Source organism: Wolbachia endosymbiont (group B) of Parapoynx stratiotata (assembly GCF_947250635.1).
Classification (GTDB): domain Bacteria; phylum Pseudomonadota; class Alphaproteobacteria; order Rickettsiales; family Anaplasmataceae; genus Wolbachia.
Genome location: NZ_OX366335.1, coordinates 1,282,631 through 1,308,280, shown reverse-complemented (window position 1 = coordinate 1,308,280; position 25,650 = coordinate 1,282,631). Strand labels below are relative to the sequence as shown.

Below are 25,650 nucleotides of genomic sequence, written 5' to 3'. Positions count from 1 at the left end.
GTTGTGGTTAAAGTTACTATTAATTCTAAGGAATGTGAAGTAGAGCATGGGCTCACTATAATTCAAGCTTGTGAAGTTGTGGGCGTTGAAGTTCCGCGGTTTTGTTATCATGAGCGTTTAGCAATTGCTGGTAACTGCAGAATGTGTTTGGTTGAAGTTGAGGGTGGCCCTCCAAAACCAGTAGCTTCTTGTGCAATGCCAGTTGCAGAGGGTATGGTTATTCACACGGATACTCCCAAGGTAAAAAAGGCGCGTGAAGGAGTGCTCGAATTTTTACTAATTAATCATCCACTTGATTGTCCAATTTGTGATCAAGGTGGTGAGTGCGATTTGCAAGATATAACAATGGCTTATGGGAAAGGAATAAGCAGACTTGATGAGCATAAAAGAGCTGTGCCAAAAAAACATTTTGGTCCACTGATTGAGACTGCGATGAATCGATGCATTCATTGTACTCGATGTGTTAGATTTTTGTCTGATGTTGCAGGTACAAATGAACTTGGAGGAATCGGAAGGGGAGAAAATGTAGAGATTAGCACTTACATAAAAAGGCATATTAGTTCTGAATTATCTGGAAATATCATAGATCTCTGCCCGGTAGGGGCTTTAACTTCAAAGCCTTACTCCTTTACAGCGCGTCCATGGGAGCTATCACATTGTGAGACTATAGATGTGCTAGATGCTGTGGGAAGTAGCATTAGAGTTGATTATCGTGGCCTGGAAGTTATGCGAATATTACCAAGGCTGAGCGAAGAGGTAAATGAAGAATGGATATCAGATAAAACCCGTTTTGCCTATGATGGACTAAAAGTTCAGCGTCTTGATCAACCTTATGTAAAAAAAGATGGTAAATTAGCCCCAGTTGATTGGAATGAAGCACTAACTGTTGCTGCAAAGAAATTAAAGAATACAAAATCAAATAAAATAGCTGCAATTGCAGGTGATTTAGCAGATTGTGAGTCTATGCTTCTACTCAAAGAAGTGATGCAGAAGCTCGGCTCGGGGAATATAGATTGTAGGCAAGATGGAGCAAAGCTTATATCAAATAATCGTGGGTCATATGTATTCAACACCACTATTGAGGGTATAGAAAATGCAGATTTATGTCTGCTTATAAATACAAATCCAAGAATAGAAGCACCAATAATTAACGCAAGATTGAGAAAGAGATATTTACAAGGTAATTTCACTATTGCAAATATTGGTCCTAATCTTGAATATCTATATAATGTTGAAAGATTAGGTGATGGTCCAAACGTTCTAAAAGAAATAGAAGAGGGAAATCACAAATTCTGCGAGTTACTGAGTGCGGCTCAGAACCCTATGCTAATTATCGGTCAAGATGCATTAATAAGAGATGATTCTGAATCAGTTTTAGCTCTAGCTGGCAAAATTGCAGAAAAATTTAACATGATCAGAGATGACTGGAATGGCTTTAACGTACTGCATAAGGCTGCAGCAAGGGTTGGTGGACTCGATATTGGATTTGTTCCTAGCAAAGGTGGAAAAGACATTAATCAGATGCTAAAACAGGCAGAAAGTGGTGAGATAGAAGTAGTTTATCTTCTTGGCGCAGATGAAATTGATATATCAAAGTTAGAAAGTACATTTGTAATTTATCAAGGCCATCATGGTGATAGTGGAGCACACATAGCAGATGTTATTCTACCTGGAGCTGCTTACACAGAGAAATATGCAACTTATGTAAATACTGAAGGGCGAGTACAGAGAACAAATTTAGCTGTTTTTCCTCCTGGTGAAGCAAAGGAAGATTGGTTGATTATAAAAAATTTATCCCAATATTTGGGCCTTTCCTTACTATACGATAATTTATTTGATGTGAGGAAGAAATTATACACTATTGGTCCACAGTTTAGAGATCTTGACCAAGTGGTGAAAAACAAATGGGTACCAATTACCTGTGATGAAATAAAATTAAGTAATATCTCTTTCACTCTAAAAAAGTGTAATTTTTATATGACAGACTCAATAAGTCGCGCTTCAAAAATAATGGCAGATTGTACTAAGAATTTTTATGAACACTCTACTTAATATTTTATTTATTCTAACACCATTATTACTAATAATTCTGGTATATTTTCAACGAAAATTAAACTCTATATTTTTGTGTAAAGAACAAAATACATTAGAAAAACAGTTCGTTTATAAGCTAGTTGATTTTATCAATGATATTATTGCACTATTTACGGAAGGATATGTATGGATGGCAATAACATTTATTATAGTTACCGAGGGAAGAGGGAATTATTTGCCTCTCACAATGATCTTAATTATGATGTCACTAGTGTCATTCATATGCATATCATTTTACTATTCTATTAAGCTAAATGCTGTACAGAAAAGTGTTGTCCTATTGATTTCAATAGGGACATTGTCTTTTGTGTCTAGAGCATTTGCTGTATTTTTTATTGCCACAATTATGAACTATTTTTTTGATTTAGGGTTGCATGTACTTGATATTTGATATTCTTTTTCTTCTTATTCCACTTTTGCTTTCAGTAGCATATTTAGTGTACTTTGAGCGTAAAGTTATTGGTGCAATTCAACTAAGGCATGGTCCAAGTGTAGTAGGGCCATTTGGGCTACTACAGCCATTTGCAGATGCTATCAAATTGATAATTAAAGAGCCGATAATACCATTTAGAGCAAACACCATACTGTTTATTATGGCTCCAATGCTCACCTTTATTTTAGCATTAATTTCCTGGGCAGTTATACCATTTGGAGCTGAAATAATTACAGAAAATGGACAGCAGGTAATAATCCCTAAGGTAATAGCAAATATTAATGTTGGAGTGCTTTATGTGCTAGCTATATCCTCTTTGGGAATATATGGCATTATTATTGCAGGCTGGTCTAGTAATTCTAATTATGCATTTCTTGGCGCTATAAGGTCAGCTGCTCAAATGATTTCATATGAAGTTTCAATAGGTCTAATAGTTGCTACAGTTGTTATTACAACTGGCACATTAAATCTTGGAGAGATGGTGGTAGCGAAACATAATATGCCATTTTGGATTGATTTATTACTAATGCCTATAGGAATAATATTTTTTATTTCTTTGCTTGCCGAAACTAATCGTCACCCATTTGACTTACCAGAAGCTGAAGCAGAGCTCGTCTCTGGGTATAACGTCGAGTATTCATCAATGCCTTTTGCTCTCTTTTTCTTGGGAGAATATGCAAATATGATTTTAGCAAGCGCTATGATGACAATATTCTTTCTAGGAGGGTGGTATCCTCCATTAGAGCTTAGTTTGCTGTATAAAATTCCTAGTTTAATCTGGTTTGTTTTGAAGATAGTTGTACTTTTGTTTATATTTGTTTGGATTAGAGCTACAATACCTCGTTATCGTTATGATCAATTAATGCGTCTTGGTTGGAAAGTATTTTTGCCAATATCGGTACTTTGGGTAATACTCATTTCAGGAGTGTTGCTTTTTACTGGGAATTTGCCTGGATCCAATGTTTAATTTCCCAAATACAAGGTTAAGGCGTAGGCGCTCAGGCAAGTGGATTCGCAATTTAACAAGTGAAAGCACTTTATCAGTAAATGATTTGATTTTTCCCTTATTTGTTCATGACGGAGAAGAAACAATTGAGCCAATTTCTGGCTTACCTGATATCAAATGTTATTCAATAGATGGATTAATTTCTATAATTCAGAAAGCTAAGGACTCGGGGATTAATGCTGTTGCAATTTTTCCTGTAGTTGATAGTAAACTAAAATCTGAAAACGCCGAGGAAGCGTACAATCCTGACAATTTAATCTGTAAAGCAATTTGTGCTGTAAAATCAAATGTACCGGATATTGGCATTATTGCAGACATTGCACTAGACCCATACACTACTCACGGTCATGATGGCATTTTAAAAAGCAGTAGGATAGATGTAGAAAATGACGAGACTGTGTCAGCATTATGTAAGCAAGCACTTGTTTTAGCAAAAGCAGGATGCGATATAGTTGCTCCTTCTGATATGATGGATGGCAGGATAGGAAAAATAAGAAAAACATTGGATGATAATAACTTTCAGAATGTGTCAATATTGTCCTATGCAGTAAAGTACTGTTCTAGCTTCTATGCGCCGTTCAGGCAAGTTGTCGGTTCGTGCGCATCATCAAATTTCATCGACAAAAGTGGTTATCAAATGGATTATAGAAATGCACGTGAAGCAATCTGCGAAATCGAAATGGATATAGATGAAGGTGCAGATTTTATTATGATAAAGCCGGGTATGCCATACTTAGATGTAATAAAAACAGCAAGTGAAAAGTTTAATTTTCCGATTTTTGCTTACCAAGTAAGCGGTGAATACGCAATGATAAAAGCTGCAGCAAATAATGGCTGGCTGGATTATAACAGAGTGATTTATGAGTCCTTAATTGGTTTTAAACGTGCAGGTGCAAGTGCAATATTTACCTATGCTGCACTTGATGTTGCAAAAAATTTGGTATCTACTTAGCAGTGTGGAACATCTAAGTAGGTAGCTGGCCGAAGTGACTTGACAAACCTTCCCACTTTCCTTATCATATCAATAAGAGTATTTATCCTTGTTTTTAATCTCTGCAGATTTAACAACAAAAATTCAGTAAAAAACTCAGGTATATATTGGCAGATTACATAAAATTATAGCGGCTGCATGTCTTTTTTATTTTTTCTACATTCAGCCAAATTGCGCTTGTTAGCACATTATTACAATGCCAATTTAAATTATAAAATTCGCTATAAGGGGGTTCTTTTGCCTTTTTTTTTATTTAGTAAATTTTTTAATATTTTGAATTAGCTATACATACTGACATCATATCACAGTGCGTGACACTGTGATCCAGAAAAACTAACCGCAAATTGAATCATAATAAAGACTAGATTCCAGCGTCATGAGCTGGAATGACATCAACTTTTGAATTCCAGTTATGCAAGAGATCTAATGACGCAAAGGGGCTACTTGAATGACAGGAAAAGGAGCACTGGGATAGAGACAATAATATGAAGAAAGAAGGGATAACGGTTATTGGTAAATTTAGATCGTTTTTAACTATTTGCCTTTTTTCTATGCAAGAAGTGTATTGATAAGTCCATTATAATTCAGTATTGTGAAAAATATAAGTCAAGTGTTAGTTAGGACATGGGGATTTTTTTTCAATTTTTGGGTAAGGTGCTAGGCAAGGTTTTTCCTGCCAAAATAGTAAGCTCTTTTTTAGGAGTAGGATATTTACCGGGTTGGCAGCATTATTGGTCTTCTTTTCTAATATTATTTATTACCGACATTATATTAATGCTTACATACGGAGGTGATTTTATACTATATAAAATGCCGAATTCAGGCATAGTTGTAGCTGCTATTTTTACCAAGCTAGCAATAGTTATGTTAGTGCTGCAATTAGTTGGCATATCTATTTTTCATACTCAAGATCCTTCAGCTAGCAGTGATGAGAATATAGTAATACAAATAGCATCAGGACAGGTGCTGACTGTTGCGCTTTCGATGCCGGCAATAATGTCAATTTATTATATTGTAAGTAAATTCTATCTAAGTATATGTAAAGCAATACTTCAATGTCCATTTTGGTTTAATGATCTTATGCATTTGTTCTTTTTCTTTATAATACCTTATTTATTTTTTAATATTGTAGAAGTAATAAAACCATGGCCGATAAGTACGATACAGCTTAGTTATAACAATGCAATATCAATCACATTTGAAGGGATTTTTCATGTGTTTTATGCAGTGATTTTATTGTACTTGACTGCATTTATATTCTGCGATCTGACTATGCATGATGCGATTGTTTTAAATAAAAGCATATTTGAGTATGTAAAAGAAAGTTCAATAGCCTTGAGTGACTATTTTCATGGCACTATTAAAAAAATAAGTATAGAATAGTACTTATTTGCTTATGTATTCAGTTTAAAAGATATACAGTTTGCGTGAATCTACAGGATATAATAAAGGGATTACAAGATTTTTGGGCAGATGAAGGGTGTACTATACTTCATCCATATACGTCTGAAGTTGGAGCTGGAACACTACATCCCGCAACAATCATGTCAGCGATTGACGAAAAATCAACAAAAATTGCGTATCTACAACCAGTAATCAGACCTGCAGACGGACGCTATGGCGACAACCCTAATCGTTTATATCAGCATCATCAATACCAAGTTATAATAAAACCATCTGGCAGCAATTTGCAAGATATTTACTTAAATAGCTTAAAAGCTCTTGGTGTATCGACAAAAGAATATGATATTAAGTTTATTGAAGATGATTGGGAAAACCCAAGTGTTGGTGCATCCGGTCTTGGTTGGGAGGTTACATGCAACGGAATGGAAGTAACACAACTTACTTATATACAGCAAGTGGGAGGTATTGACTGCAGAATAATTCCTGGTGAAGTAGCATATGGGTTAGAGCGTTTAGCAATGTGCATACAGGGTGTAGATAATGTTTACGACATAATGTGGAACGGTAGCGGTGCAACTTATGGAGATATTTTTAAACAAAGAGAGCGAGAGTTTTCTTACCTGGCACTTGATTATTATGATACTAAAGTAGTACAACAGCAGTTTGAGGATACAGAAAAACTGTGTAAATTCCTTGTTGAAAAAGAATTGCCGATAGCAGCTTATGACCAATGTATTAAAACGAGCCATCTACTTAATCTACTTGATGCAAGAGGTGTGCTTGGTGTGAATGAACGTACAGCCTATATTGGTAGAGTGAGAGAGTTAACAAAAAAATGCTGTGAATTATATAGAGCAAAGTAGAATATGTTGTCACAATTATTGTTTGAATGTCTTTCAGAAGAAATTCCATCAAGAATGCAGAATTCATCTGCAGCTCAGGTTAAGAGCTGTATCACTAATGCTTTTAGTAAAAATAATGTGAAATTTGCATCTATAGAAGTTTATGTGACTGCACGTCGCATTGCTCTTTTTATTGATGGCATAAGTGCTTTAGAGCTAAAAGATTCTAACAATGAAATTAAAGGACCAAGAGTTAATGCACCGAAAAGTGCTATCGAAGGTTTTTTGAGAAAAAATCGGAAAGGTGAAGAAGATTTACTCATTCGCAAAGTAAATGATGAAGATTTTTACTTCATTAAGAGAGAAAGCTGCTTATTTAACATCAACGGGTTTCTCAAAAATCAACTGGAGGAAATGCTAAAAAACTTTTCTTGGCCAAAGAGTATGAGATGGAGTGAAAGAAAAGAGAGATGGGTTAGGCCAATTAAAAATATTCTATGTATTTTAAATGACGAAATAATACCTATATCTTTTGCAGGGGTTACAGCATGCAACGTGACGTGTGGTCATAGGTTTCTTTCAGGTGATGCAGTACTTACTGTTAAAACACCCAAAGACTATTTTGAATTGTTAGAAAAAAATAATGTCATTCTCCAGTTGGACAAAAGAAAGCAATTTATACTAGATCAGATTAATAAGTTTACAAAAGAGGAGAACTTACAACTTGAAAAAAATGATTATTTACTTAATGAATTGGCAGGGCTTATAGAGTGGCCAATAGTATTATTTGGTAAAGTAAAATCATCAGAATTACCGAAGGAAGTAATACTTAGTATAATTAATACGCAGCAAAAGTATCTTGCTTTAAGTGATGGACAGAAAATATCACATTTTGTTACTGTTGTAAATGTTAACAACAATGAAGTTGTCAAAGGCCATGAAAGAATATTAGAAGCACGTCTTGCTGATGCCCAGTTTTTGATATCTCAAGACAAGAAGGAAAACCTAGATTACTATGTCAAAAAATTGAGCTCTATTTCATTTCATGCTTCGCTCGGTAGCGTAGAAGAAAAAGTGAAGCGTATTATCGCTCTTTCAAAGTATATAGCGATATTTATTCCACATGCTTCATTAATTAAAGTTGAACGTGCTGCATATTTAGCAAAGGCAGATCTTGCAACGTTGATAGTGAAAGAATTTCCGGGATTGCAAGGAGTAATGAGTGGATACTACGCTTCTTATTTTCAAGAGGATAAAGAAGTAGTGGAAGCTATAACTGAGCACTATAAGCCAATTGGATCGGACCAAGAATGCCCTAAATCTCCTACTGCGATTGCTGTAGCTATTGCAGACAAAATGGATAGTTTGGTTGGCTTAATTGCAGCAGGTGAGAAAATCTCTGGTTCGTATGATCAGTTTGGTTTGCGGAGAATGACAATTGGTATAATTAGAACAATACTTGAAAATAATTTGCATATTCCAATTAGATTGCTGATAGATAAGTCAGTATCTTTATGTTCAAGGCTTCTATTGAATAAAAATATAACTCCAGTTGATAAGCCAAGTGAAAAACAAATTTCAGAACTAGTATTTAAATTCTGCTTAGAAAGGTTCAAGGTTATTTTAAAAAATAGAAATATAAGGCAAGATGTTGTAGATTCAATACTATATAAAGTCGATATTAATGATCTGCTGAAAGCGGAAAAGCAAACTGTTATATTGGATCATTATCTTAGTACAAAAGAAGGTGAACAGGTTCTAAGCACTTATAAAAGAGCCAGTAACATGATGAGCAAAGTGAGAAAAAGTGATGGCACTACTTATAATGCATCTTACAGTAAGAAGTTTTTGATTGAAGATGAGGAGATTGCGCTATCAAATTGTGCTATAGCTGCTTGTAAAAACATCAAACAAGCGATAGAAAATAACGACTTTAATACAGCGCTTGATGAACTTGCTCGTTTTGCTCCGTTTATCAATCAATTTATGGACAGTGTAAAGATTAACTGTGATTCTAATGAGCTTAGAATAAACAGGTTATCTTTGCTTGCAAATGTTGTTTCTACCTTTCATTTAGTAGCAGAGTTTAACCTTATACAGGTTAAACAATTGATAAATGCTCAGGCAATATAAGGAACAAATCAAATCATCTCCACAATCCTGTGGCGTTTATAAGATGGTTGGAGATAAGAATAAGGTTTTATACATTGGTAAAGCAAAAAACTTGAAGTCGAGATTATCCGACTACCTTCAATTCGAAAACCTTTCTGAACGAATCAGAGTAATGATCTCACAGGTTATTAAGGTTGAAATATTCATCACTGAGAATGAAATCGAAGCATTGCTTCTTGAAGCACAGTTAATAAAATCGTTAAAACCATCTTATAATATTTTGCTTAGGGATGGAAAATCTTATCCTTATATAACAATTTCTAAGCATGATTATCCAAGAATAGCGAAATATAGAGGTAAGTTTAAGAAGAATGAGTTTCATTACTACGGCCCTTTTCCATCTGCCGCTGCTGTTAAGAACACTATATTATCATTGCAAAAAGCTTTTCTCTTAAGAGTATGTTCAGATCAATATTTCTCTTCAACAAAAAGACCATGTCTTGAGTATCAAGTTAAGCGCTGTTCAGCACCATGCGTAGATAAAATTACAAAAGATGATTACTGCAAATCAGTAAAACAAGCACAAGATACTCTGCTAGGAAGGAATAAAGAAGTGCAAAGACAGCTATTTTCTACAATGGAAAAGTGCAGTAGGGAGATGAACTACGAGCTTGCTGCTGTCTATAGAGATCGATTGAAATTTCTTCAGCAAATTCAAATTCAGCCAATGGATTTTTCTTTTGAAGAAGATGCAGATTTCTTCAGCATTGTACGTGAGGCAGACTTAGCATGCATTGGTGTACTATCTTTCAGAGATAAAGGTAACTATGGAAGCATTCCTTACTTCATTGAGAATTGTAGTGATCATCCAAATGATGAAATTTTATCCACCTTTTTGGTCAATTTGTATAATCCAGTTAGCACACCACCAGCACAAATTTACGTTCCCGATTTTATTAAGGATAAGGAAATTATAGAACAAGCACTTTATGCTCTTACTCAAAAATCAATAAAAGTTTTGTATGCAAAAAATAGTAAAGAGCGTGATTTGTTGAATTTTATTTACAATAATTCTAAGCATAGCCTAGAGCAGAAGCTTACTGATTATAGAAATAACCTAGAAAAGCTCGAAGAGCTTAGCAAAATCTTTTTGTTACCAAATATTCCAAAGCGTATCGAGGTTTATGATAATAGCCATATATCTGGAAATCAACAAGTTGGTGTGATGATTGTTGCAGGGCAGGAAGGTTTTTTAAAAAGTGAATACAAAAAATTTACTATAAAAGAAGAAATTTCAGGTGATGACTATAAAATGATGAGAGAAGTGCTGACTAGACGTTTCTCTGGCAATATAAAAGACATCATTCCTGATTTTTTACTGATAGATGGTGGGCCAGGACATGTTTCCATAGTGCAGAATGTGTTGGAGATATTGAATATAAACGTTCCTTTTGCTTGTATGGCGAAAGGTCATGATCGTAACGCAGGAAATGAAAGATTTTATGTGCCGAGCAGAGAAGAATTTACTCTAGCAAGTGACAGCAAGGTCATGCTTTATTTACAATTGCTGCGTAATGAAGCTCACCGTTTTGCGATAACTTCGCATAGAAAAAAACGCGATAAACAGTTTTTTGCTTCACAATTAAGTAAAATATCTGGTGTTGGCAGTAAAAGAAAGAAGGCACTCATGTCTCATTTTGGTTCGGTAGAAAACATAAGCAAAGCTTCTCTAGCTGAAATTCAAAACGTACCTGGAATTAGTAAAGGTTTAGCAGAAATCATTCTTCAACACGTGAATTCTAAGAAAGGTACTCCTAAATTAACCTTTATTTCTTCTTAATAAGACATAAAAAGCTCCTTTGCCACCATGTTTTTTTATGGCTTGCTGATAGTATAAGATCATATTTCGAACTTTTGTGTCATTCAACCACTTATTTAAGCTATTCTTTATAGTGTCTATTTTATCTGTACTATTACCATGCCCCGTAATTACCAATAAGCACCTATTCCTTGCTTGATAATTTTTGATAATAAAATCTATCAATTTACAATAAGCATTATCTATACTATAGCCATGCAAATCGAGTTTATCGCTTATAAAATATTTGCCTCTATCGATCTTTAATTTTGTATTGTAGTCAAGACAAAATGATGAATCACCATTATCAGTATTAAGAAAATTTTCTTGTAAGCCAGAGATACCTTTATCAATCATAGATTTTATATTTACTTTGTGATCAACTTTCAAAGTAACTTTGCCACATTCTATTGGCTTAACATTTTTTTGCCAATCTAACTCATCATCCGACATAAATGCATTAATTAAATCACATAATTTTACAACAATATATAAACACAGTAAAATATTGCTTATTCTATAAAAAACTGATTTTCAATAATGAGATGAAATCATCAAAAGCTAATGAGAATTTTTGGCTATACGGAAAGCACACTTGTATCTCAGCATTAAGAAACAAAAATAGGCGGTGTATAGAACTGTTAGTAACAGAAAATTTCTACAGAGAATTTGAGAAAGAAATTAAACAATGTGCAGATAGTAAGGGCATTAAAGCTCGACTGGTAGAGAACAAAATGTTCAATGATGTTTTACCCAAAGGTGTAAATCACCAAGGAATTGCTTTAAAAGTTACTCCTATTTTTCACAGCTTAAATATTGAAGAAATAGCTGAAGGTTCAGGTGAAAACTCTACTATAGTCATTTTAGATCAAATTACTGATACACACAATATAGGTTCGATTTTGAGAACCTCAGCTTGTTTCAACATTGATGCATTGGTTTTACCACATCACCATTCGCCGGGCGAAAATGCATCTATCGCAAAAGCAGCAAGTGGAGCACTGGATATTGTCCCTCTAATATACGTTACAAACATAGTAAAGACGATGGAGTCTTTAAAAAAGATAGGCTACTGGTGTTATGGGTTTGATTGCAATGCAAAGGAAAATATAGATGAAATAAAGAATTTTGGGCAAAAAAGAGTAATTGTTTTTGGTTCTGAAGAGAAAGGAATGCGGAGACTAGTTAAAGAAAATTGTGATTATCTTTTAAAAATCCCAATGTCAAACGTAATTAACAGTCTAAATGTTTCAAACGCAGCAGCAATAGGACTATATTCCATCTACATTAAAACAAAAATAACTGCAAATTAGTTGCAATAAAACAAGGATGTCATTCCAGTATGTGATACTGGAATGACAACAGTGAATGACATCTTGCGATGTCATTCACTAGCACTTACATTACCAATCCCAAGAAAGAGGTGAACTTGAATCTGTTGGAATCTCGAAGGATGGCTGTGACACTATCTCTTTTATCTCATTTCTAAGCCATTCACTACCTTCTTGCCCAGCATCCGTGATAGCTTGCTTGAAACTGCTCTCTAGTACAGCTTTAGCAGCTTCAGTGACGTGACCATTACCATTTATAGCATTTCCTATTGTAGTTAACTTAATTAACTCAGCGTTTAAGTCAGCAGGCATCTTATCAGTCTTAGTTTGTATTGCAGTAACCTTATTTCCTAAATTAGCAGCATTTGTAGCAGTTTCTATAGCAGTTACTTTAGCTGTTAAGTCAGCTGGAATAGTATCAGTTTTAGCCTTTATAGCAATGACATCAGCTCCTAAGGTATCTGTAATCTTATCAGTCTTAGTTTGTATTGCAGTAACCTTATTTCCTAAATTAGCAGCATTTGTAGCAGTTTCTATAGCAGTTACTTTAGCTGTTAAGTCAGCTGGAATAGTATCAGTTTTAGCCTTTATAGCAATGACATCAGCTCCTAAGGTATCTGTAATCTTATCAGTCTTAGTTTGTATTGCAGTAACCTTGTCTCCTAAATTAGCAGCATTTGTAGCAGTTTCTATAGCAGTTACTTTAGCTGTTAAGTCAGCTGGAATAGTATCAGTTTTAGCCTTTATAGCAATGACATCAGCTCCTAAGGTATCTGTAATCTTATCAGTCTTAGTTTGTATTGCAGTAACCTTATTTCCTAAATTAGCAGCATTTGTAGCAGTTTCTATAGCAGTTACTTTAGCTGTTAAGTCAGCTGGAATAGTATCAGTTTTAGCCTTTATAGCAATGACATCAGCTCCTAAGGTATCTGTAATCTTATCAGTCTTAGTTTGTATTGCAGTAACCTTGTCTCCTAAATTAGCAGCATTTGTAGCAGTTTCTATAGCAGTTACTTTAGCTGTTAAGTCAGCTGGAATAGTATCAGTTTTAGCCTTTATAGCAATGACATCAGCTCCTAAGGTATCTGTAATCTTATCAGTCTTAGCCTTTATTCCTGATATCAGATCTGTTCCGACTTGAGTTTTTATGGTAACTAAGTCAGCGCTTAAGTCAGCTGGAATAGAATCAGTCTTAGTTTTTATTGCATCTACATTAGTTCCAATACCTAATAATGTAGCAATTGCACCTCCAGTCATGAAGTTTGTTGCTGTAGCACTGTAATCTATTTCAGCAGCACCATTAGGTTCATACTTAAAAGTGTTGAAAACATTAGTAGCATTGTCTACACCAAAGGTATACTTATTCTGTGCAGCATCTTCATAAATTATGCTTTTAATGTTAGGGGATGGTACATTTGCTCCAGAGTTGTCTTTAAAAGTTAAACTAGCCATATCACTTTCCGTTAATTATAAAAACCATAATGTGCATGAAAATAATATAAATTCCGTAAATACTAGATTTTGCATAAGATTTCCTTGAAGCTTTTCGCTTCAGAATTCTTCTCTTGTGATCTAAGTATGTAGCAGACGATGTCATCCTAGTAGCCCCTTTGGTGTTATTCCAGTGCTTGACACTGGAATCCATTTTTCCATCATAAGAAACGTTGATTACTTTTATACTAGCAAATTTAACTGGATGCCAGTGTCTGGGCATTGGAATAACAAAAAGAGGGCAGGGCCCTCCTTGTATATTAGATATAGGCTGAGTTATGATCGTGATAAACGTGATCGCTTGCGCAGTCGAACATTTTCCTTAGTTTTAGTAAATTTCCTGATTTGTCTATGCAAACCCTCAATTGGATTGGTGGTGTAAATCAGCTTCCTAACTTGCCCAGAATACTTAAAATAACTGGATAAGTTTTCCCAATTGTTCTGCCAGGATTTTATAACTAAAGGATACTTCTCTCCCCATTTTTCTTCCAGCTCAAGCAGATAATTCTCAGCGATCTCTTTACTTGAAGCACGATATATTTTTTTCAAATCATTCATGAAAACTTTTACATCTTTGCTAGATACATATTTCAGTGAATTCCTTATCTGATGCACTATACATAGCTGTACTTCTGCCTTAGGAAACACACTATTTATAGCCGCAGGAAAGCTTTTTAGCCCATCAATGCAGGGAACGTTCAAAAAAGTGTGTCAAACCGAAAAAAAAGTAATAAATTGATATAAAAAATGGAGGTTTGATATGGGTCAAGCAAATAGAACTACTGGTTTGGTAGATTATAAAGAATTAGAAACAAATATCCTGTCATCTATACGAGAAGGAAGACCATTGACAGGAAGAGATGGAGCATTAACACCGTTTATAAAAAGGTTGCTAGAGGCAAGTCTGGAAGGTGAAATAGAAAGCCACATGTCAGCTAAAAGTGAAGAAAATAACCGAAGAAATGGAAGGAATGCAAAAACTTTACGTACAAGTTCAGGCTCATTTGAACTATTAACACCAAGAGACAGAGAAGGAAGCTTTGAACCGCAAATAGTCAAAAAAAGGCAAACAAGCCTACATCCAGAACTTGAAGCAAAGGTCTTAAGCACATATGCCAGTGGCATGGGATACAGAGATATAGCTTCACATGTTGAGGAAATATATGACCACAAAATATCAGCAGCAGAGATATCCAGTATTACTGATAAACTGCTACCAGTAATCAATGAATGGCGCAGCCGCCCACTGCAATCAGTGTATCCAATAGTGTTTATGGATGGCATGTTCTTTAAGGTCAAGGAGGACGGACATTGTATAAGTAAATGCATGTATAATATATTGGGCATAAATCAAAATGGCAGAAAAGAAGTATTAGGTTTTTATTTGGCTGAAAGTGAAGGAGCTAACTTCTGGTTGGGAGTTCTAAATGACCTAAAAGAGCGAGGAGTAGAAGATATTCTAATTGCCTGCATTGATGGGCTAAAAAGCTTTCCTGCGGCTATAAATAGTGTGTTTCCTAAGGCAGAAGTACAGCTATGTATAGTGCATCAGATAAGGAATTCACTGAAATATGTATCTAGCAAAGATGTAAAAGGGGAACGTTCAAAAAAGTGTGTCAAGCCGCATTTTTAGTTCAACTCAATTTTCAATCTATCTGGAAAGAAAATATCAAGTTGAGACATAGTTAAAGCCCAATTAGGGAGAGCCATAATCCACTTTTGCTCTACCTTTTTTATAGCACAATATACCTGTTTGTACAAGGCATTTGTACTAGTAAATGAACCCTTAGTTTTAGTAAATTTCCTGATTTGTCTATGCAACCCCTCAATTGGATTGGTGGTGTAAATCAGCTTCCTAACTTGCCCAGAATACTTAAAATAACTGGATAAGTTTTCCCAATTGTTCTGCCAGGATTTTATAACTAAAGGATACTTCTCTCCCCATTTTTCTTCCAGCTCAAGCAGATAATTCTCAGCGATCTCTTTACTTGAAGCACGATATATTTTTTTCAAATCATTCATGAAAACTTTTACATCTTTGCTAGATACATATTTCAGTGAATTCCTTATCTGATGCACTATACATAGCTGTACTTCTGCCTTAGGAAACACACTATTTATAGCCGCAGGAAAGCTTTTTAGCCCATCAATGCAGGCAATTAGAATATCTTCTACTCCTCGCTCTTTTAGGTCATTTAGAACTCCCAACCAGAAGTTAGCTCCTTCACTTTCAGCCAAATAAAAACCTAATACTTCTTTTCTGCCATTTTGATTTATGCCCAATATATTATACATGCATTTACTTATACAATGTCCGTCCTCCTTGACCTTAAAGAACATGCCATCCATAAACACTATTGGATACACTGATTGCAGTGGGCGGCTGCGCCATTCATTGATTACTGGTAGCAGTTTATCAGTAATACTGGATATCTCTGCTGCTGATATTTTGTGGTCATATATTTCCTCAACATGTGAAGCTATATCTCTGTATCCCATGCCACTGGCATATGTGCTTAAGACCTTTGCTTCAAGTTCTGGATGTAGGCTTGTTTGCCTTTTTTTGACTATTTGCGGTTCAAAGCTTCCTTCTCTGTCTCTTGGTGTTAATAGTTCAAATGAGCCTGAACTTGTACGTAAAGTTTTTGCATTCCTTCCATTTCTTCGGTTATTTTCTTCACTTTTAGCTGACATGTGGCTTTCTATTTCACCTTCCAGACTTGCCTCTAGCAACCTTTTTATAAACGGTGTTAATGCTCCATCTCTTCCTGTCAATGGTCTTCCTTCTCGTATAGATGACAGGATATTTGTTTCTAATTCTTTATAATCTACCAAACCAGTAGTTCTATTTGCTTGACCCATATCAAACCTCCATTTTTTATATCAATTTATTACTTTTTTTTCGGTTTGACACACTTTTTTGAACGTTCCCGAGAAGTATCCTTTAGTTATAAAATCCTGGCAGAACAATTGGGAAAACTTATCCAGTTATTTTAAGTATTCTGGGCAAGTTAGGAAGCTGATTTACACCACCAATCCAATTGAGGGGTTGCATAGACAAATCAGGAAATTTACTAAAACTAAGGGTTCATTTACTAGTACAAATGCCTTGTACAAACAGGTATATTGTGCTATAAAAAAGGTAGAGCAAAAGTGGATTATGGCTCTCCCTAATTGGGCTTTAACTATGTCTCAACTTGATATTTTCTTTCCAGATAGATTGAAAATTGAGTTGAACTAAAAATGCGGCTTGACACACTTTTTTGAACGTTCCCCACAAAACCATTCTCTAGATAGAGATTATATTCATGATGTTGATCTAATAACTCAAAGTTATCTTGTGTTTCTAAGCTGAAGTGACTTGAATCTGATAGCAATTCGTAATTTGGATTATCTATTTTACTAATGCTGCTTATTACTTTGCCATTACCATTTGATATAGCCAAACTATAACTATCACCATCCTTCATTATTTTGATGGATACCTTATCTTCAGGTAACACTATAAGCTTTTTCGTGTCACTATCGTGAATTAGAAATTTGCCATCTTTAAAGTAATACTTGTCTTCCGGCAAAGCACCAATCTTATAATCCGATGTATGCAGTTTGTTCCAAAAATCTAACACAGATTGCTTATCTGCTCCTTCTGCTCTATTATACAAGGCTTTCACATCATTATAATCTATGATTACATTTGCCTTATGCTTTCCTTCTACATCTCTATCATAGCTCTTTTCTATTTTCAAGATTGTGTCTTTCAACACTACCTGCTCTTTCTCCTCCACTGAAGCTGACCTTTTTGCCCTTGTTGGAATTTGTGGTTGATCAGACTGTATTTCACTATTGTCGTTTCTCTCTTCAGCAACAACATTAGTAGTACTATGAACTTCTGTCTTAGTTTCACTTACTTGCCCTTTTGGACTTTCGGTTTCCCTTGTGTATATCCTTTGATAGTCAGTGTAGCCTCTATTAGTGTCACCGATATCGCCACTGCCTTGATCGAAAGTTATTTTTTTGCTTCCATTTCCCATATTCTCAATTTCAACTTGAGGAGAAACAGATGCGAGGAAATCATTATAGCTGTAGTTATAATCAGCAGAAAAGAATATTTTTCCTTTGAAGTCATGGAAATTATTAGATAACATTCCAATTTCTTCATCAGTATCACCATCAAATAGTTTTACTTTAGTGAAATATCTTTGATTGTTGATTCTCACTATTTCACCACTCGAATTTCTTTGTATCTGATAATCATTTGGATCATGTTTAATGGTAAAAAGTTTACCAGGGGCATATTTTTCTAAGTTTATAAGGCCCACATTTATATGTTTATGAGAATAATCTCTCTTTTCATATTCATGTGCAAATACTGGGTCAATATATTTGTATTCGTCTGGTATGCTACTGTATTCTCTTCCTTCAGAATCAGATGGTGCTAATTTATATTGTCCATCTTTTTCCACCAATTTTAGGTGAGTAACATTGCCTGGCAATTGAAACCTTACGTTTTTTCCATGATCATGAATGAACAAGTTACTTTCATTTATAACTTCACCTCTTTCATTTTTTATCTCTTCAGTAATATAGAAACCCATATTTTTGAATTCATGTAGATTTTTGCCTCCTTGCTTTACAACCGCTTCGTATACATCGTCGTCTGTTCTATCAGTCCCTTTATCATCCAATAATGTTCCTTTTTCTACGATTACGCCGCTTTCTCTTTGCTCATCAGAATATTGAGCATGCTTTGAATCCTGATGATTTAGAATTTTGGTCCCTCTAAGAAGCAGAGAATCTAAATCTTTTTGAATGTGTCCAGTGCTAGGATGCAACAATTCATTTTCATGTAAATGTGCTTCATCAAAGTATTCATCACGTTCAACTGTTCTGCCATCTATCAGAGAAGCTTTATAATGACCATTTTCTTTTGTAATAGCCATATAAGCACCACCGTCATATTGAGTATTCAAGTTGTGCAATATGTCCTCAAAAACAAAAGTTTCTTTAGTTTGACCTTCAACTTGCTTAAAAAAGCCCGATTCGCTCGACAACTCTCCAAGCTTTGTATTCCCATCATATATAGATAGTGCACCCATATCTCCGTGACCAAGAGCTTTGATAGAGAAAACTTTACCTTCTTGTAGATTAATATGAGCACCTCTGATTAGGTTTGGATCGATATTAACCATCTCTTCTAACATCTTTTCTACGTCAATGTTCTGAGTTGACTTTAACTGTTTTGAACCAGTGCTTATCATCTCATCAAGCAAGGATTTTTTCAATTCTTCATATCGAGAGGAAGAAGTAATGAAATTATATTGTTCCAAAAGTTTTTCACGAGAAATCTCTTGCCTATGGTATTTTTCACGTACTGCATCGGATTCCTTGCGAATCTGCTCATCCAGGGCTTTCAATGCATTATCATAAACTTTTTTTAAATTCTCATCGTAATTTGACAATGTCCTTAAAGCCTGACTTTTATACTCTAGACTGTTTTGGTATTCATTACCTTGTTGGTCAGAGTAAGTTAGTTTATCCTGTCCATCGGAAGTTTTTACTACCTTAAGGAAATGATATTCCTTTGATATATCAAGTGTATCATTTGTTGCTCTATTTATAGCACGAGCAACATCATAAAACGCAACATGTTCTACAGGAGAAAAACTTCCAACGTTTTCTCCATCTATTTTTTCTATATTTGCTTTATAATACGATACATCTTTAATTTCTCCACCCACTATTTCTTGACCAGTTGCTATAAAATCTCCTTTTGTAACTTGCAAAGCGTTGAGATGTTCCATTGCAGTTTCTGTATCATTCTCAGCAAGCCAACTTTTGAAGTCAGCATCATGTCCTTTTATGTCTTTCAAGAAACTTTTTGATTCATCTGAGTTACCTTGACGTAAAGCATCTAGGTAGTCTCTTAATAAACTAGGATCTTTTTCCTGTAAGTACATTATCAACGCATGGCCTGTCTTATAAACCAAACTATTTTCTTCGCTGTTATTTGAATATTTTAAACTTAAAATTTTATCTAAATCTAGATTTGCAGCTTCGGTTTTATCGATACTTGACCCTTGAGCATTGAACTTGTGATCTGAATGGTGCTCAAAGTAATCTGCAATTCCCTCCATTAATACTGTAGGTAGAGATTTTCCTCCTGTAGCCAAGTAAGTTAAACCATGTGCAAATTCATGCTGAAGGTTATGAACGCCACCTTGCTGATAGACATACATCTCAGCAAAAACATCAGCTTCTCCTTTGTAGTAACATTTACCACCCTCATCTCCAAGGTAAGAACCAAAACGTTCGCTTCCGCCAAGATGAGTGTAATCAGCCTTATCATCAAACACATAAATTTTGAACGTTTGTTCTGAGCTACCAGGCTCCAGCTTAAATGCATCTTTAAAATTAGTAGCTGTTTCTCTTATCTCACTTTCAATGTGAGCAACTTTACTTGCTCTTAAATTATGAGAATAAACTTCTACTTTAATATTTAAATCTTTAACTTCTATAACATGCTTATCGTTAAAATATTCTTCTTTAGTTATATTTTTGTTTACTTGTTGATTGATTGTCATTACTTTACCCCTAATTTATTAGTCTTTACAATATCAAGCATAAAGTGACTCATCTGAAAAAAACGTAAATTCTCATATTGGTATAATTTATATCTTAATAAAAAGGTATAGATAGTTAACTTAATATGAAAAATCGAGAATATAGCTAAAATTCCATAGCTGTTAATAAGTAGCGGAATTATAATTAAGAAATTTACTGAGTAGAAAAAAAGGTAAAAAAATCCTTTAGTAGCGAGTTTTATAATGTAAATTGGCGTTGTAATAATGTGCTAACAAGCGCGATTTGGCTGAATGTAGAAAAAATAAAAAAAGCCGCTATAATTTTTATGTAATTTGCCAATAAATACCTGAGTTTTTTACTGAATTTTGTTGTTAAACCCGCGAAGATAAAAACAAGTATGAATACCCTTGCTAATATAGTAAGGAAGGTAAGAAGGTTTGTCAAGGAATTTCATCCAGCAAGAAGTCTAAAAGCAAATTGACTTTCATTTCACTGAAGCACTATACTAAGGTTAAGATGGGTAATTAGCTCAGTTGGTAGAGCACTTGCTTGACGTGCAAGGGGTCGCTGGTTCGAGCCCAGTGTTACCCACGTTTTTTTGCTCATAAAAAGATTTTGTATGACAGCAGTGCACAATGGCAAACACTCAATAGCAGAGTCCAAGCGCTTAATTTATTCCATAATAATAGTTGCAATAACAATGCTTATGGAGATAGTAGGTGGAGTAATTTCACATTCGCTTGCTCTACTATCAGATGCAGGGCATATGCTCACTGATCTTTTTGCCTTGATTTTAAGCTGGGTAGCGCACAAATTTTCAGCTAAGAAATCTGATTTACAGAGGTCATATGGGTATCACAGATTGCAGATAATTGCAGCATTTGTTAATGGTTTAACTCTATTTTTCATTGCAGCGGTCATTATAATTGAATCAATAAAGAGATTCATTTGTCCGGTCAATGTGGAATGGAAAGTAATGCTAATAATTGCCACACTTGGCCTAATCTCTAACATTATAGTCTTTTTTATATTACATAGTAAATGCGAAAGTAATATAAACATAAAAAGTGCTGTATTGCATGTTATCGGAGATATTTTAGGTTCTGTAGCTGCTATACTTGCATCCATAATTATCATGTTTACCGGATGGCAAATAGTGGACCCTATTTTGTCAGTATTTGTCAGTGTAATAATCTTAAACAGTGGATATAAAATTCTCAAGAATTCTTGCCATATACTCCTTGAAGGTACACCTGAGAGTGTATCTGCTGAGGAGATAAAAAGTGAGATTGTATCTAAGTTACCTGAAGTGATAGATGTGCATCATATACATGCATGGTCACTATCTGATAATTATTTTATACTTACTATGCATGCCAAGATAAAGCAAAATGGACAACACACTAATATTTTGTATGAGATAAAAAAAATACTATTAAATAGGTTCGAAATTGCGCACTCTACAGTTGAAATTGAATACGATGAGTGCGTAGACAGTAAAATACTTAAGCATTGACATCTATAGGCTATTTGTTATTACTACAATATCATAATATTATAGAGAGTAGGCTATGATAGGTATTTCCCAAATACAATTTCCTGGAAAGGATTCTTACAGATTAAAGACAGCAAGTTACTTCGCAGCTTTTGTTTCTTTAAGCATTTTAGTTAATCCTGCCAATGTCTTTTTATCTTTTGCCACATTGTTTTTTAGATCTGAAATAAAAACTTTTTACGTTTATAAAGACATAAAAGCTGCAAAGCAGGAAAAAATAAGTAAAAAGGAATATTGGGAAATATTTTTTAAGGATAATAAAATTAAGATAGCATCTTTCCTTTTATTTTTTGCCTCTATAACATATATAACTTTTACAACTACTTTCCTGCTTGTTTCGTTACTTGCAACAATACCACTTGCAATGATTTTAATTCTATTACAAAGTGAATTAAGGCCAAAGGATTTTAATCCATTTACGTTACTCAAAGCTGCTATTAGTTTCTTTTTAGAAGGCATAAAAGAAAACTCACGTGGGCTAGTCAATAGCTTTGATATTAAGCTTGAACATTTACTACCCCATCAATTAAATAATGATATCATTAAAAATATTGACAAATTAAAAGATAAATATACTGAACAAGTATCTGAAGACACTATTAATAATGAGGGATTTAAAGAGTTTATTGAATATATAAATCACTTACATATGCTTGATGGCCAACCATTTAGTAATGAGAATAAGGGAAAATTAGTAATGTTTTTGCAAGATTTTTGCAAAGGTAATGAGAAACATAGCTCTGGTTTCACTGGTGGACAAATTCTTCTGTTAGTTCTTAGAGCCTGCAATGATGGAGATAGAGAAGCTGTAAAAAATAAAAAAGACGCGTTGATTGCAAATTTACTAGATAGCCAAACTTTCTCTAGAAAAGAACGAATTCCTAACACATGTTTTACTGGTGTTATCTACAGAATGTTAAGTACATTAGAGGGTATTCATTCCGATCCAGAGATTAAATTTACACCACCTAGACAAATGCTCCTTACAGAAGCAGAAAATGAAGCACGTAAGTTTATGTTAGACAGGCTAAAAAATAAGAAGAACAGTAAAGAAATTCTTAGGGCTTGGCATAACGCCCAAAATAATTATGAAGATGATAAAAGTCAAAAAATAGTTGATGATTTTATTGCAGAAGTAAGTATTTCCTTAATGAGAAATTTACTGAGTTTTACTTCTCAATATAGTGAACAAATTGTGCTGACGTTAATGAAAAATATCAGCTCTGTAAAGTTAAATAAATTAGAGCACTTTGCGCTGTCTCAGCACATAACAAATAAACTACAGGGGGATGGTTTAGACGATCAACTCGAAAACATCAAAGGAAAAGTCTTTTTGGAGCTTTTAAACCAAAATTTGCTTAGAACAGATTTTTTTCTCAAGGACTCATCTTTAACTGAAGCTAAGAGAATAGCTAGCAAAATAATAAAAGAAGAAGTAAAAGAATTAAAATTGAAAGCCAAGAAGACTATTAAGGGTCAAGTGGCCAGAATGTTAGATAGTTTAAGAACGTTACCACTAGAGAAAAGGTGTTATAGGGTATACACGGAACTGAGTAAAAATAGCAGAGACGATAAAGAAGAAATAAAGAAAATTCTGCAAGAAAAGCTAGCAATAACAGAAGCAGTGATAAATAACATGTTAAAAAAAGAAGCTTCACACAGGCTAGAGATAGAGATTGAAGATATTTATAATCAAAATAAGCGCAATGTAACCACACTTTATGAAAAAATACAAGAAGTGAAGCAAAGATTCATTGAAGATGAATTTTTAATACCTCAAGAAGTAGAGAGTATAACAAGAGTAAAAATTACAATCTTAAATAAAGAAGATAAAATAATACCATCAAGCAGTTTATCTCGTAGTTTAAGTGTCAGTGATTTAACATCTCATTGCTTATAGAAACTTATGCTCTCTGCCTTGCAGAAGATTTGCAATATTTTTGTAATGCTTCAAGAAAATTAATATCGCTACAGTGAGTAGTATAAGGAATAACTCCTTTTGAAAAAAGAAAGATGCTATAACAGCTGCTGCAGTAGCAGCCAAGGAAGCAAGAGAGGAGTACCGAAAGATAAAAAATACTATTAGCCAGACAAATACAAATGCTAATGCTATAGAAATGTTAAGTGCTATCAAAACTCCCAAAGTTGTTGCAACCCCCTTTCCTCCATTGAACCTTAGCCAAATAGGAAACATATGCCCTAGAACTGCTAAAATTGCAGATACATATATATAAAAATCGTTATTATCACAAAATTGTTGTGCTGTATAAACCCCGACAAATCCTTTCAAAGAGTCTAAAAATAATGCGAGGACAGCAAGTCTCTTATTTCCTGTTCTTGCAACATTTGTAGCACCAATGTTTCCTGAACCTACTTCTCTTAAATTTATACCATTTATTTTTGCAATAATTAAGCTAAACGGTATTGAACCTAATATGTAAGATAATACAAAGACTACAAATATCTCTATCATAGCAGAAATCTAGCTAATTTTGTTATTCCTTAGCCTTTTTAGATAACATTGGACTTCATTGTTAATCTGATTGCTAAATAGTATAAGTGCTGTCATATTGATGAGTGCTAAACAAGAGAATAAAGCCCCACCAATATTAGCAATAGCCATTATATCTTTGGAAAGACCAGAGAGAAATGCCACAATTATTACCGATATTCGGTATATCACTATACTCTTTGGACCAAATAAATATAACCATCCCATTTCACAGCAATAGACAAATGAAATTACTGAAGAAAATGCAAACAAAGGCGCAGCTATGGTTAAAAGGATAGGAAACCAAGAAGAAACTGTCTCAAATGCTTTTTGGGTGATCAGTATTCCCTCGCCAGTGCTGGTCTGGTATGCACCTGTTATTACTATTGTTATTCCTGTTAAGCAACAAATTAACATTGTATCAAAGCATGGTTCTATCATAGCAACTAGACCAGTCCTAACCGGCTCCTCATCTTTAGCTACAGCGTGAGTAATTGCAGCAGAACCAACACCTGCTTCACTGGCAAAAATTGCCCTTTGAATCCCAGCGACAAATGCTCCTACTACTCCACCACCAACAGCATTGAAGTCTATCATACTGGAAAACAATATTTTTAATGTATTGCTAAAATTGTGAATATTGAATGCAATAATCGTGAAACAACTCAAAATATATATGAGTGACATAATAGGCACCAGCGCAGAAGAGACTTTAGCTATTCTCCTGATTCCACCGATAATCACCAGAGCAAGTAACGTAGAAATTATGGAAGAGAGAAACCAAGGATGACCATCTATCCAATTTGAATAACCAGATAATATTGAAACCATTTGGTTAGTTTGAAACGCTACACTTCCACCAAGACCTGATAATACAAAAACCGCTGCATATATTGCAGCCAGTACGATACCAAGTTTTTTAAATCCAAATTCCTCTAGCCCATTTCTTATATATTGAAAAGGACCACTAAATAACTGCTCTTGACCTTCTGTTCTGTGCCTGAATGCTAAAGTCACTTCAGCGAATTTTGCTGACATACCAAAAAAGCCTGTAATCATCATCCAAGGTACCGCTCCTGGTCCTCCCATTGAAACTGCAATTGCAACACCGGCAACAGTTCCAAGACCTACTGTGCTTGATAGCGCGGTTACAAATGCCTGAAAATGAGTAATGTGACCATCGTGATGATCTGTGTCATATTTTCCACATAAAATAGCGAATGCATGCTTAAACATCCTTATGTTGAGAAATTTAAAACGTAGTGTTAGAAATATATAACCAAAAGCCAATAGAAGAATTATAAATGGTACGTGAAAGATCTTGAAAAACAACACTTCATTCATGAAGTTGCTTACTCCATTTAATGCAGTGTCATAACTTTTATGAAAAACTGAAGCAGCGTATACATCGTTAAACGATAGGCAAAATAACATCATGCAAAGCAATCTATAAATCATGT

General features: G+C 34.5%; 16 protein-coding genes, 1 tRNA gene and 3 pseudogenes. 13 read left to right on the top strand and 7 right to left on the bottom strand.

Features of this window, described 5'->3' with window-relative positions; genetic code table 11:
- Positions 1 to 3 precede the first annotated feature (3 nt).
- The 7 genes from nuoG to uvrC all read left to right on the top strand — a co-directional run bounded on the left by nuoG (position 4) and on the right by uvrC (position 10,722).
- Positions 4 to 2,052, top strand: coding sequence for an NADH-quinone oxidoreductase subunit NuoG (nuoG, locus tag OOT12_RS06025; protein ID WP_264374575.1), 2,049 nt, complete (start codon positions 4 to 6; stop codon positions 2,050 to 2,052).
- Positions 2,053 to 2,468: 416 nt separating this feature from the next.
- Positions 2,469 to 3,494 (top strand): NADH-quinone oxidoreductase subunit NuoH, encoded by a 1,026-nt coding sequence (nuoH, locus tag OOT12_RS06020; protein ID WP_264374576.1) that lies wholly within the window; start codon positions 2,469 to 2,471, stop codon positions 3,492 to 3,494.
- Complete coding sequence (gene hemB / locus OOT12_RS06015) at positions 3,487 to 4,485, top strand: porphobilinogen synthase (protein ID WP_010404406.1); 999 nt, start codon at positions 3,487 to 3,489, stop codon at positions 4,483 to 4,485. Before nuoH ends, hemB begins: the two co-directional genes overlap by 8 nt.
- A gap of 663 nt (positions 4,486 to 5,148) precedes the next feature.
- Positions 5,149 to 5,907, top strand: coding sequence for a phosphatidylglycerophosphatase (locus OOT12_RS06010; protein ID WP_264374577.1), 759 nt, complete (start codon positions 5,149 to 5,151; stop codon positions 5,905 to 5,907).
- A 44-nt stretch (positions 5,908 to 5,951) separates the two neighbouring features.
- Positions 5,952 to 6,791, top strand: a complete 840-nt coding sequence (locus OOT12_RS06005) for a glycine--tRNA ligase subunit alpha (RefSeq protein WP_264374578.1) — start codon at positions 5,952 to 5,954, stop codon at positions 6,789 to 6,791.
- Positions 6,792 to 6,794: 3 nt separating this feature from the next.
- Positions 6,795 to 8,903 (top strand): glycine--tRNA ligase subunit beta, encoded by a 2,109-nt coding sequence (gene glyS / locus OOT12_RS06000; RefSeq protein WP_264374579.1) that lies wholly within the window; start codon positions 6,795 to 6,797, stop codon positions 8,901 to 8,903.
- Positions 8,887 to 10,722 (top strand): excinuclease ABC subunit UvrC, encoded by a 1,836-nt coding sequence (gene uvrC / locus OOT12_RS05995; RefSeq protein WP_264685256.1) that lies wholly within the window; start codon positions 8,887 to 8,889, stop codon positions 10,720 to 10,722. The genes glyS and uvrC overlap by 17 nt, the downstream gene beginning before the upstream one ends.
- On the opposite strand, the gene OOT12_RS05990 is transcribed toward uvrC, so the two are convergent.
- On the bottom strand, positions 10,702 to 11,193 hold the full coding sequence (locus tag OOT12_RS05990; protein WP_264374581.1) for a Smr/MutS family protein: 492 nt from the start codon (positions 11,191 to 11,193) through the stop codon (positions 10,702 to 10,704). The genes uvrC and OOT12_RS05990 overlap by 21 nt on opposite strands.
- A gap of 92 nt (positions 11,194 to 11,285) precedes the next feature.
- Here OOT12_RS05990 and rlmB point away from each other — a divergent pair, with 92 nt between their 5' ends.
- Complete coding sequence (gene rlmB, locus OOT12_RS05985; protein ID WP_264374582.1) at positions 11,286 to 12,053, top strand: 23S rRNA (guanosine(2251)-2'-O)-methyltransferase RlmB; 768 nt, start codon at positions 11,286 to 11,288, stop codon at positions 12,051 to 12,053.
- A 90-nt stretch (positions 12,054 to 12,143) separates the two neighbouring features.
- On the opposite strand, the gene OOT12_RS05980 is transcribed toward rlmB, so the two are convergent.
- Positions 12,144 to 13,523 (bottom strand): hypothetical protein, encoded by a 1,380-nt coding sequence (locus tag OOT12_RS05980; RefSeq protein WP_264685255.1) that lies wholly within the window; start codon positions 13,521 to 13,523, stop codon positions 12,144 to 12,146.
- 360 nt (positions 13,524 to 13,883) lie between these two features.
- Positions 13,884 to 14,258 (bottom strand): annotated as a pseudogene (locus OOT12_RS05975) (IS256 family transposase); the annotation flags it as partial.
- Between the two features lie 64 nt (positions 14,259 to 14,322).
- Between OOT12_RS05975 and OOT12_RS05970 the strand changes: the two are divergent.
- Positions 14,323 to 15,156, top strand: a pseudogene (locus OOT12_RS05970) (IS256 family transposase); the annotation flags it as partial.
- 35 nt (positions 15,157 to 15,191) lie between these two features.
- Here OOT12_RS05970 and OOT12_RS05965 read toward each other — a convergent pair.
- A complete protein-coding gene (locus OOT12_RS05965; protein WP_096097236.1) occupies positions 15,192 to 16,424 on the bottom strand; it encodes an IS256 family transposase in 1,233 nt (410 codons plus the stop codon).
- Between the two features lie 73 nt (positions 16,425 to 16,497).
- Here OOT12_RS05965 and OOT12_RS05960 point away from each other — a divergent pair.
- Positions 16,498 to 16,803 (top strand): annotated as a pseudogene (locus tag OOT12_RS05960) (transposase); the annotation flags it as partial.
- Here OOT12_RS05960 and OOT12_RS05955 read toward each other — a convergent pair.
- Positions 16,748 to 20,143 (bottom strand): peptidase M2, encoded by a 3,396-nt coding sequence (locus OOT12_RS05955; protein WP_264685254.1) that lies wholly within the window; start codon positions 20,141 to 20,143, stop codon positions 16,748 to 16,750. The pseudogene OOT12_RS05960 and the gene OOT12_RS05955 overlap by 56 nt on opposite strands.
- A 519-nt stretch (positions 20,144 to 20,662) precedes the next feature.
- Between OOT12_RS05955 and OOT12_RS05950 the strand changes: the two genes are divergently transcribed.
- The 3 genes from OOT12_RS05950 to OOT12_RS05940 all read left to right on the top strand — a co-directional run bounded on the left by OOT12_RS05950 (position 20,663) and on the right by OOT12_RS05940 (position 23,599).
- Positions 20,663 to 20,735: transfer RNA gene (locus OOT12_RS05950), tRNA-Val, on the top strand.
- Between the two features lie 28 nt (positions 20,736 to 20,763).
- A complete protein-coding gene (locus tag OOT12_RS05945; protein WP_250120286.1) occupies positions 20,764 to 21,660 on the top strand; it encodes a cation diffusion facilitator family transporter in 897 nt (298 codons plus the stop codon).
- Between the two features lie 55 nt (positions 21,661 to 21,715).
- Positions 21,716 to 23,599 carry a hypothetical protein gene (locus OOT12_RS05940; RefSeq protein WP_264374587.1) on the top strand — a complete coding sequence of 628 codons (1,884 nt, stop codon included), beginning with the start codon at positions 21,716 to 21,718 and terminating at the stop codon, positions 23,597 to 23,599.
- Here the strand turns inward: OOT12_RS05940 and plsY are convergent.
- Both plsY and OOT12_RS05930 read right to left on the bottom strand, forming a co-directional pair.
- Positions 23,594 to 24,172, bottom strand: a complete 579-nt coding sequence (gene plsY, locus OOT12_RS05935) for a glycerol-3-phosphate 1-O-acyltransferase PlsY (RefSeq protein ID WP_405197548.1) — start codon at positions 24,170 to 24,172, stop codon at positions 23,594 to 23,596. The genes OOT12_RS05940 and plsY overlap by 6 nt on opposite strands.
- 9 nt (positions 24,173 to 24,181) lie before the next feature.
- Positions 24,182 to 25,648 carry an alanine/glycine:cation symporter family protein gene (locus OOT12_RS05930; protein ID WP_264374588.1) on the bottom strand — a complete coding sequence of 489 codons (1,467 nt, stop codon included), beginning with the start codon at positions 25,646 to 25,648 and terminating at the stop codon, positions 24,182 to 24,184.
- Between the last annotated feature and the right edge of the window lie 2 nt (positions 25,649 to 25,650).

Bases quoted from the DNA above. Each gene is read 5' to 3' on its own strand.
- glyS (WP_264374579.1), top strand. From the start codon at position 6,795: ATGTTGTCACAATTATTGTTTGAATGTCTTTCAGAAGAAATTCCATCA.
- OOT12_RS06010 (WP_264374577.1), top strand. From the start codon at position 5,149: ATGGGGATTTTTTTTCAATTTTTGGGTAAGGTGCTAGGCAAGGTTTTT.
- rlmB (WP_264374582.1), top strand. From the start codon at position 11,286: ATGAAATCATCAAAAGCTAATGAGAATTTTTGGCTATACGGAAAGCAC.
- OOT12_RS05955 (WP_264685254.1), bottom strand. From the start codon at position 20,143: ATGACAATCAATCAACAAGTAAACAAAAATATAACTAAAGAAGAATAT.
- OOT12_RS05965 (WP_096097236.1), bottom strand. From the start codon at position 16,424: ATGGGTCAAGCAAATAGAACTACTGGTTTGGTAGATTATAAAGAATTA.
- OOT12_RS05980 (WP_264685255.1), bottom strand. From the start codon at position 13,523: ATGGCTAGTTTAACTTTTAAAGACAACTCTGGAGCAAATGTACCATCC.
- plsY (WP_405197548.1), bottom strand. From the start codon at position 24,172: ATGATAGAGATATTTGTAGTCTTTGTATTATCTTACATATTAGGTTCA.
- hemB (WP_010404406.1), top strand. From the start codon at position 3,487: ATGTTTAATTTCCCAAATACAAGGTTAAGGCGTAGGCGCTCAGGCAAG.
- uvrC (WP_264685256.1), top strand. From the start codon at position 8,887: ATGCTCAGGCAATATAAGGAACAAATCAAATCATCTCCACAATCCTGT.
- nuoH (WP_264374576.1), top strand. From the start codon at position 2,469: ATGTACTTGATATTTGATATTCTTTTTCTTCTTATTCCACTTTTGCTT.
- OOT12_RS05990 (WP_264374581.1), bottom strand. From the start codon at position 11,193: ATGTCGGATGATGAGTTAGATTGGCAAAAAAATGTTAAGCCAATAGAA.
- OOT12_RS05945 (WP_250120286.1), top strand. From the start codon at position 20,764: ATGACAGCAGTGCACAATGGCAAACACTCAATAGCAGAGTCCAAGCGC.
- OOT12_RS05930 (WP_264374588.1), bottom strand. From the start codon at position 25,648: ATGATTTATAGATTGCTTTGCATGATGTTATTTTGCCTATCGTTTAAC.
- OOT12_RS05940 (WP_264374587.1), top strand. From the start codon at position 21,716: ATGATAGGTATTTCCCAAATACAATTTCCTGGAAAGGATTCTTACAGA.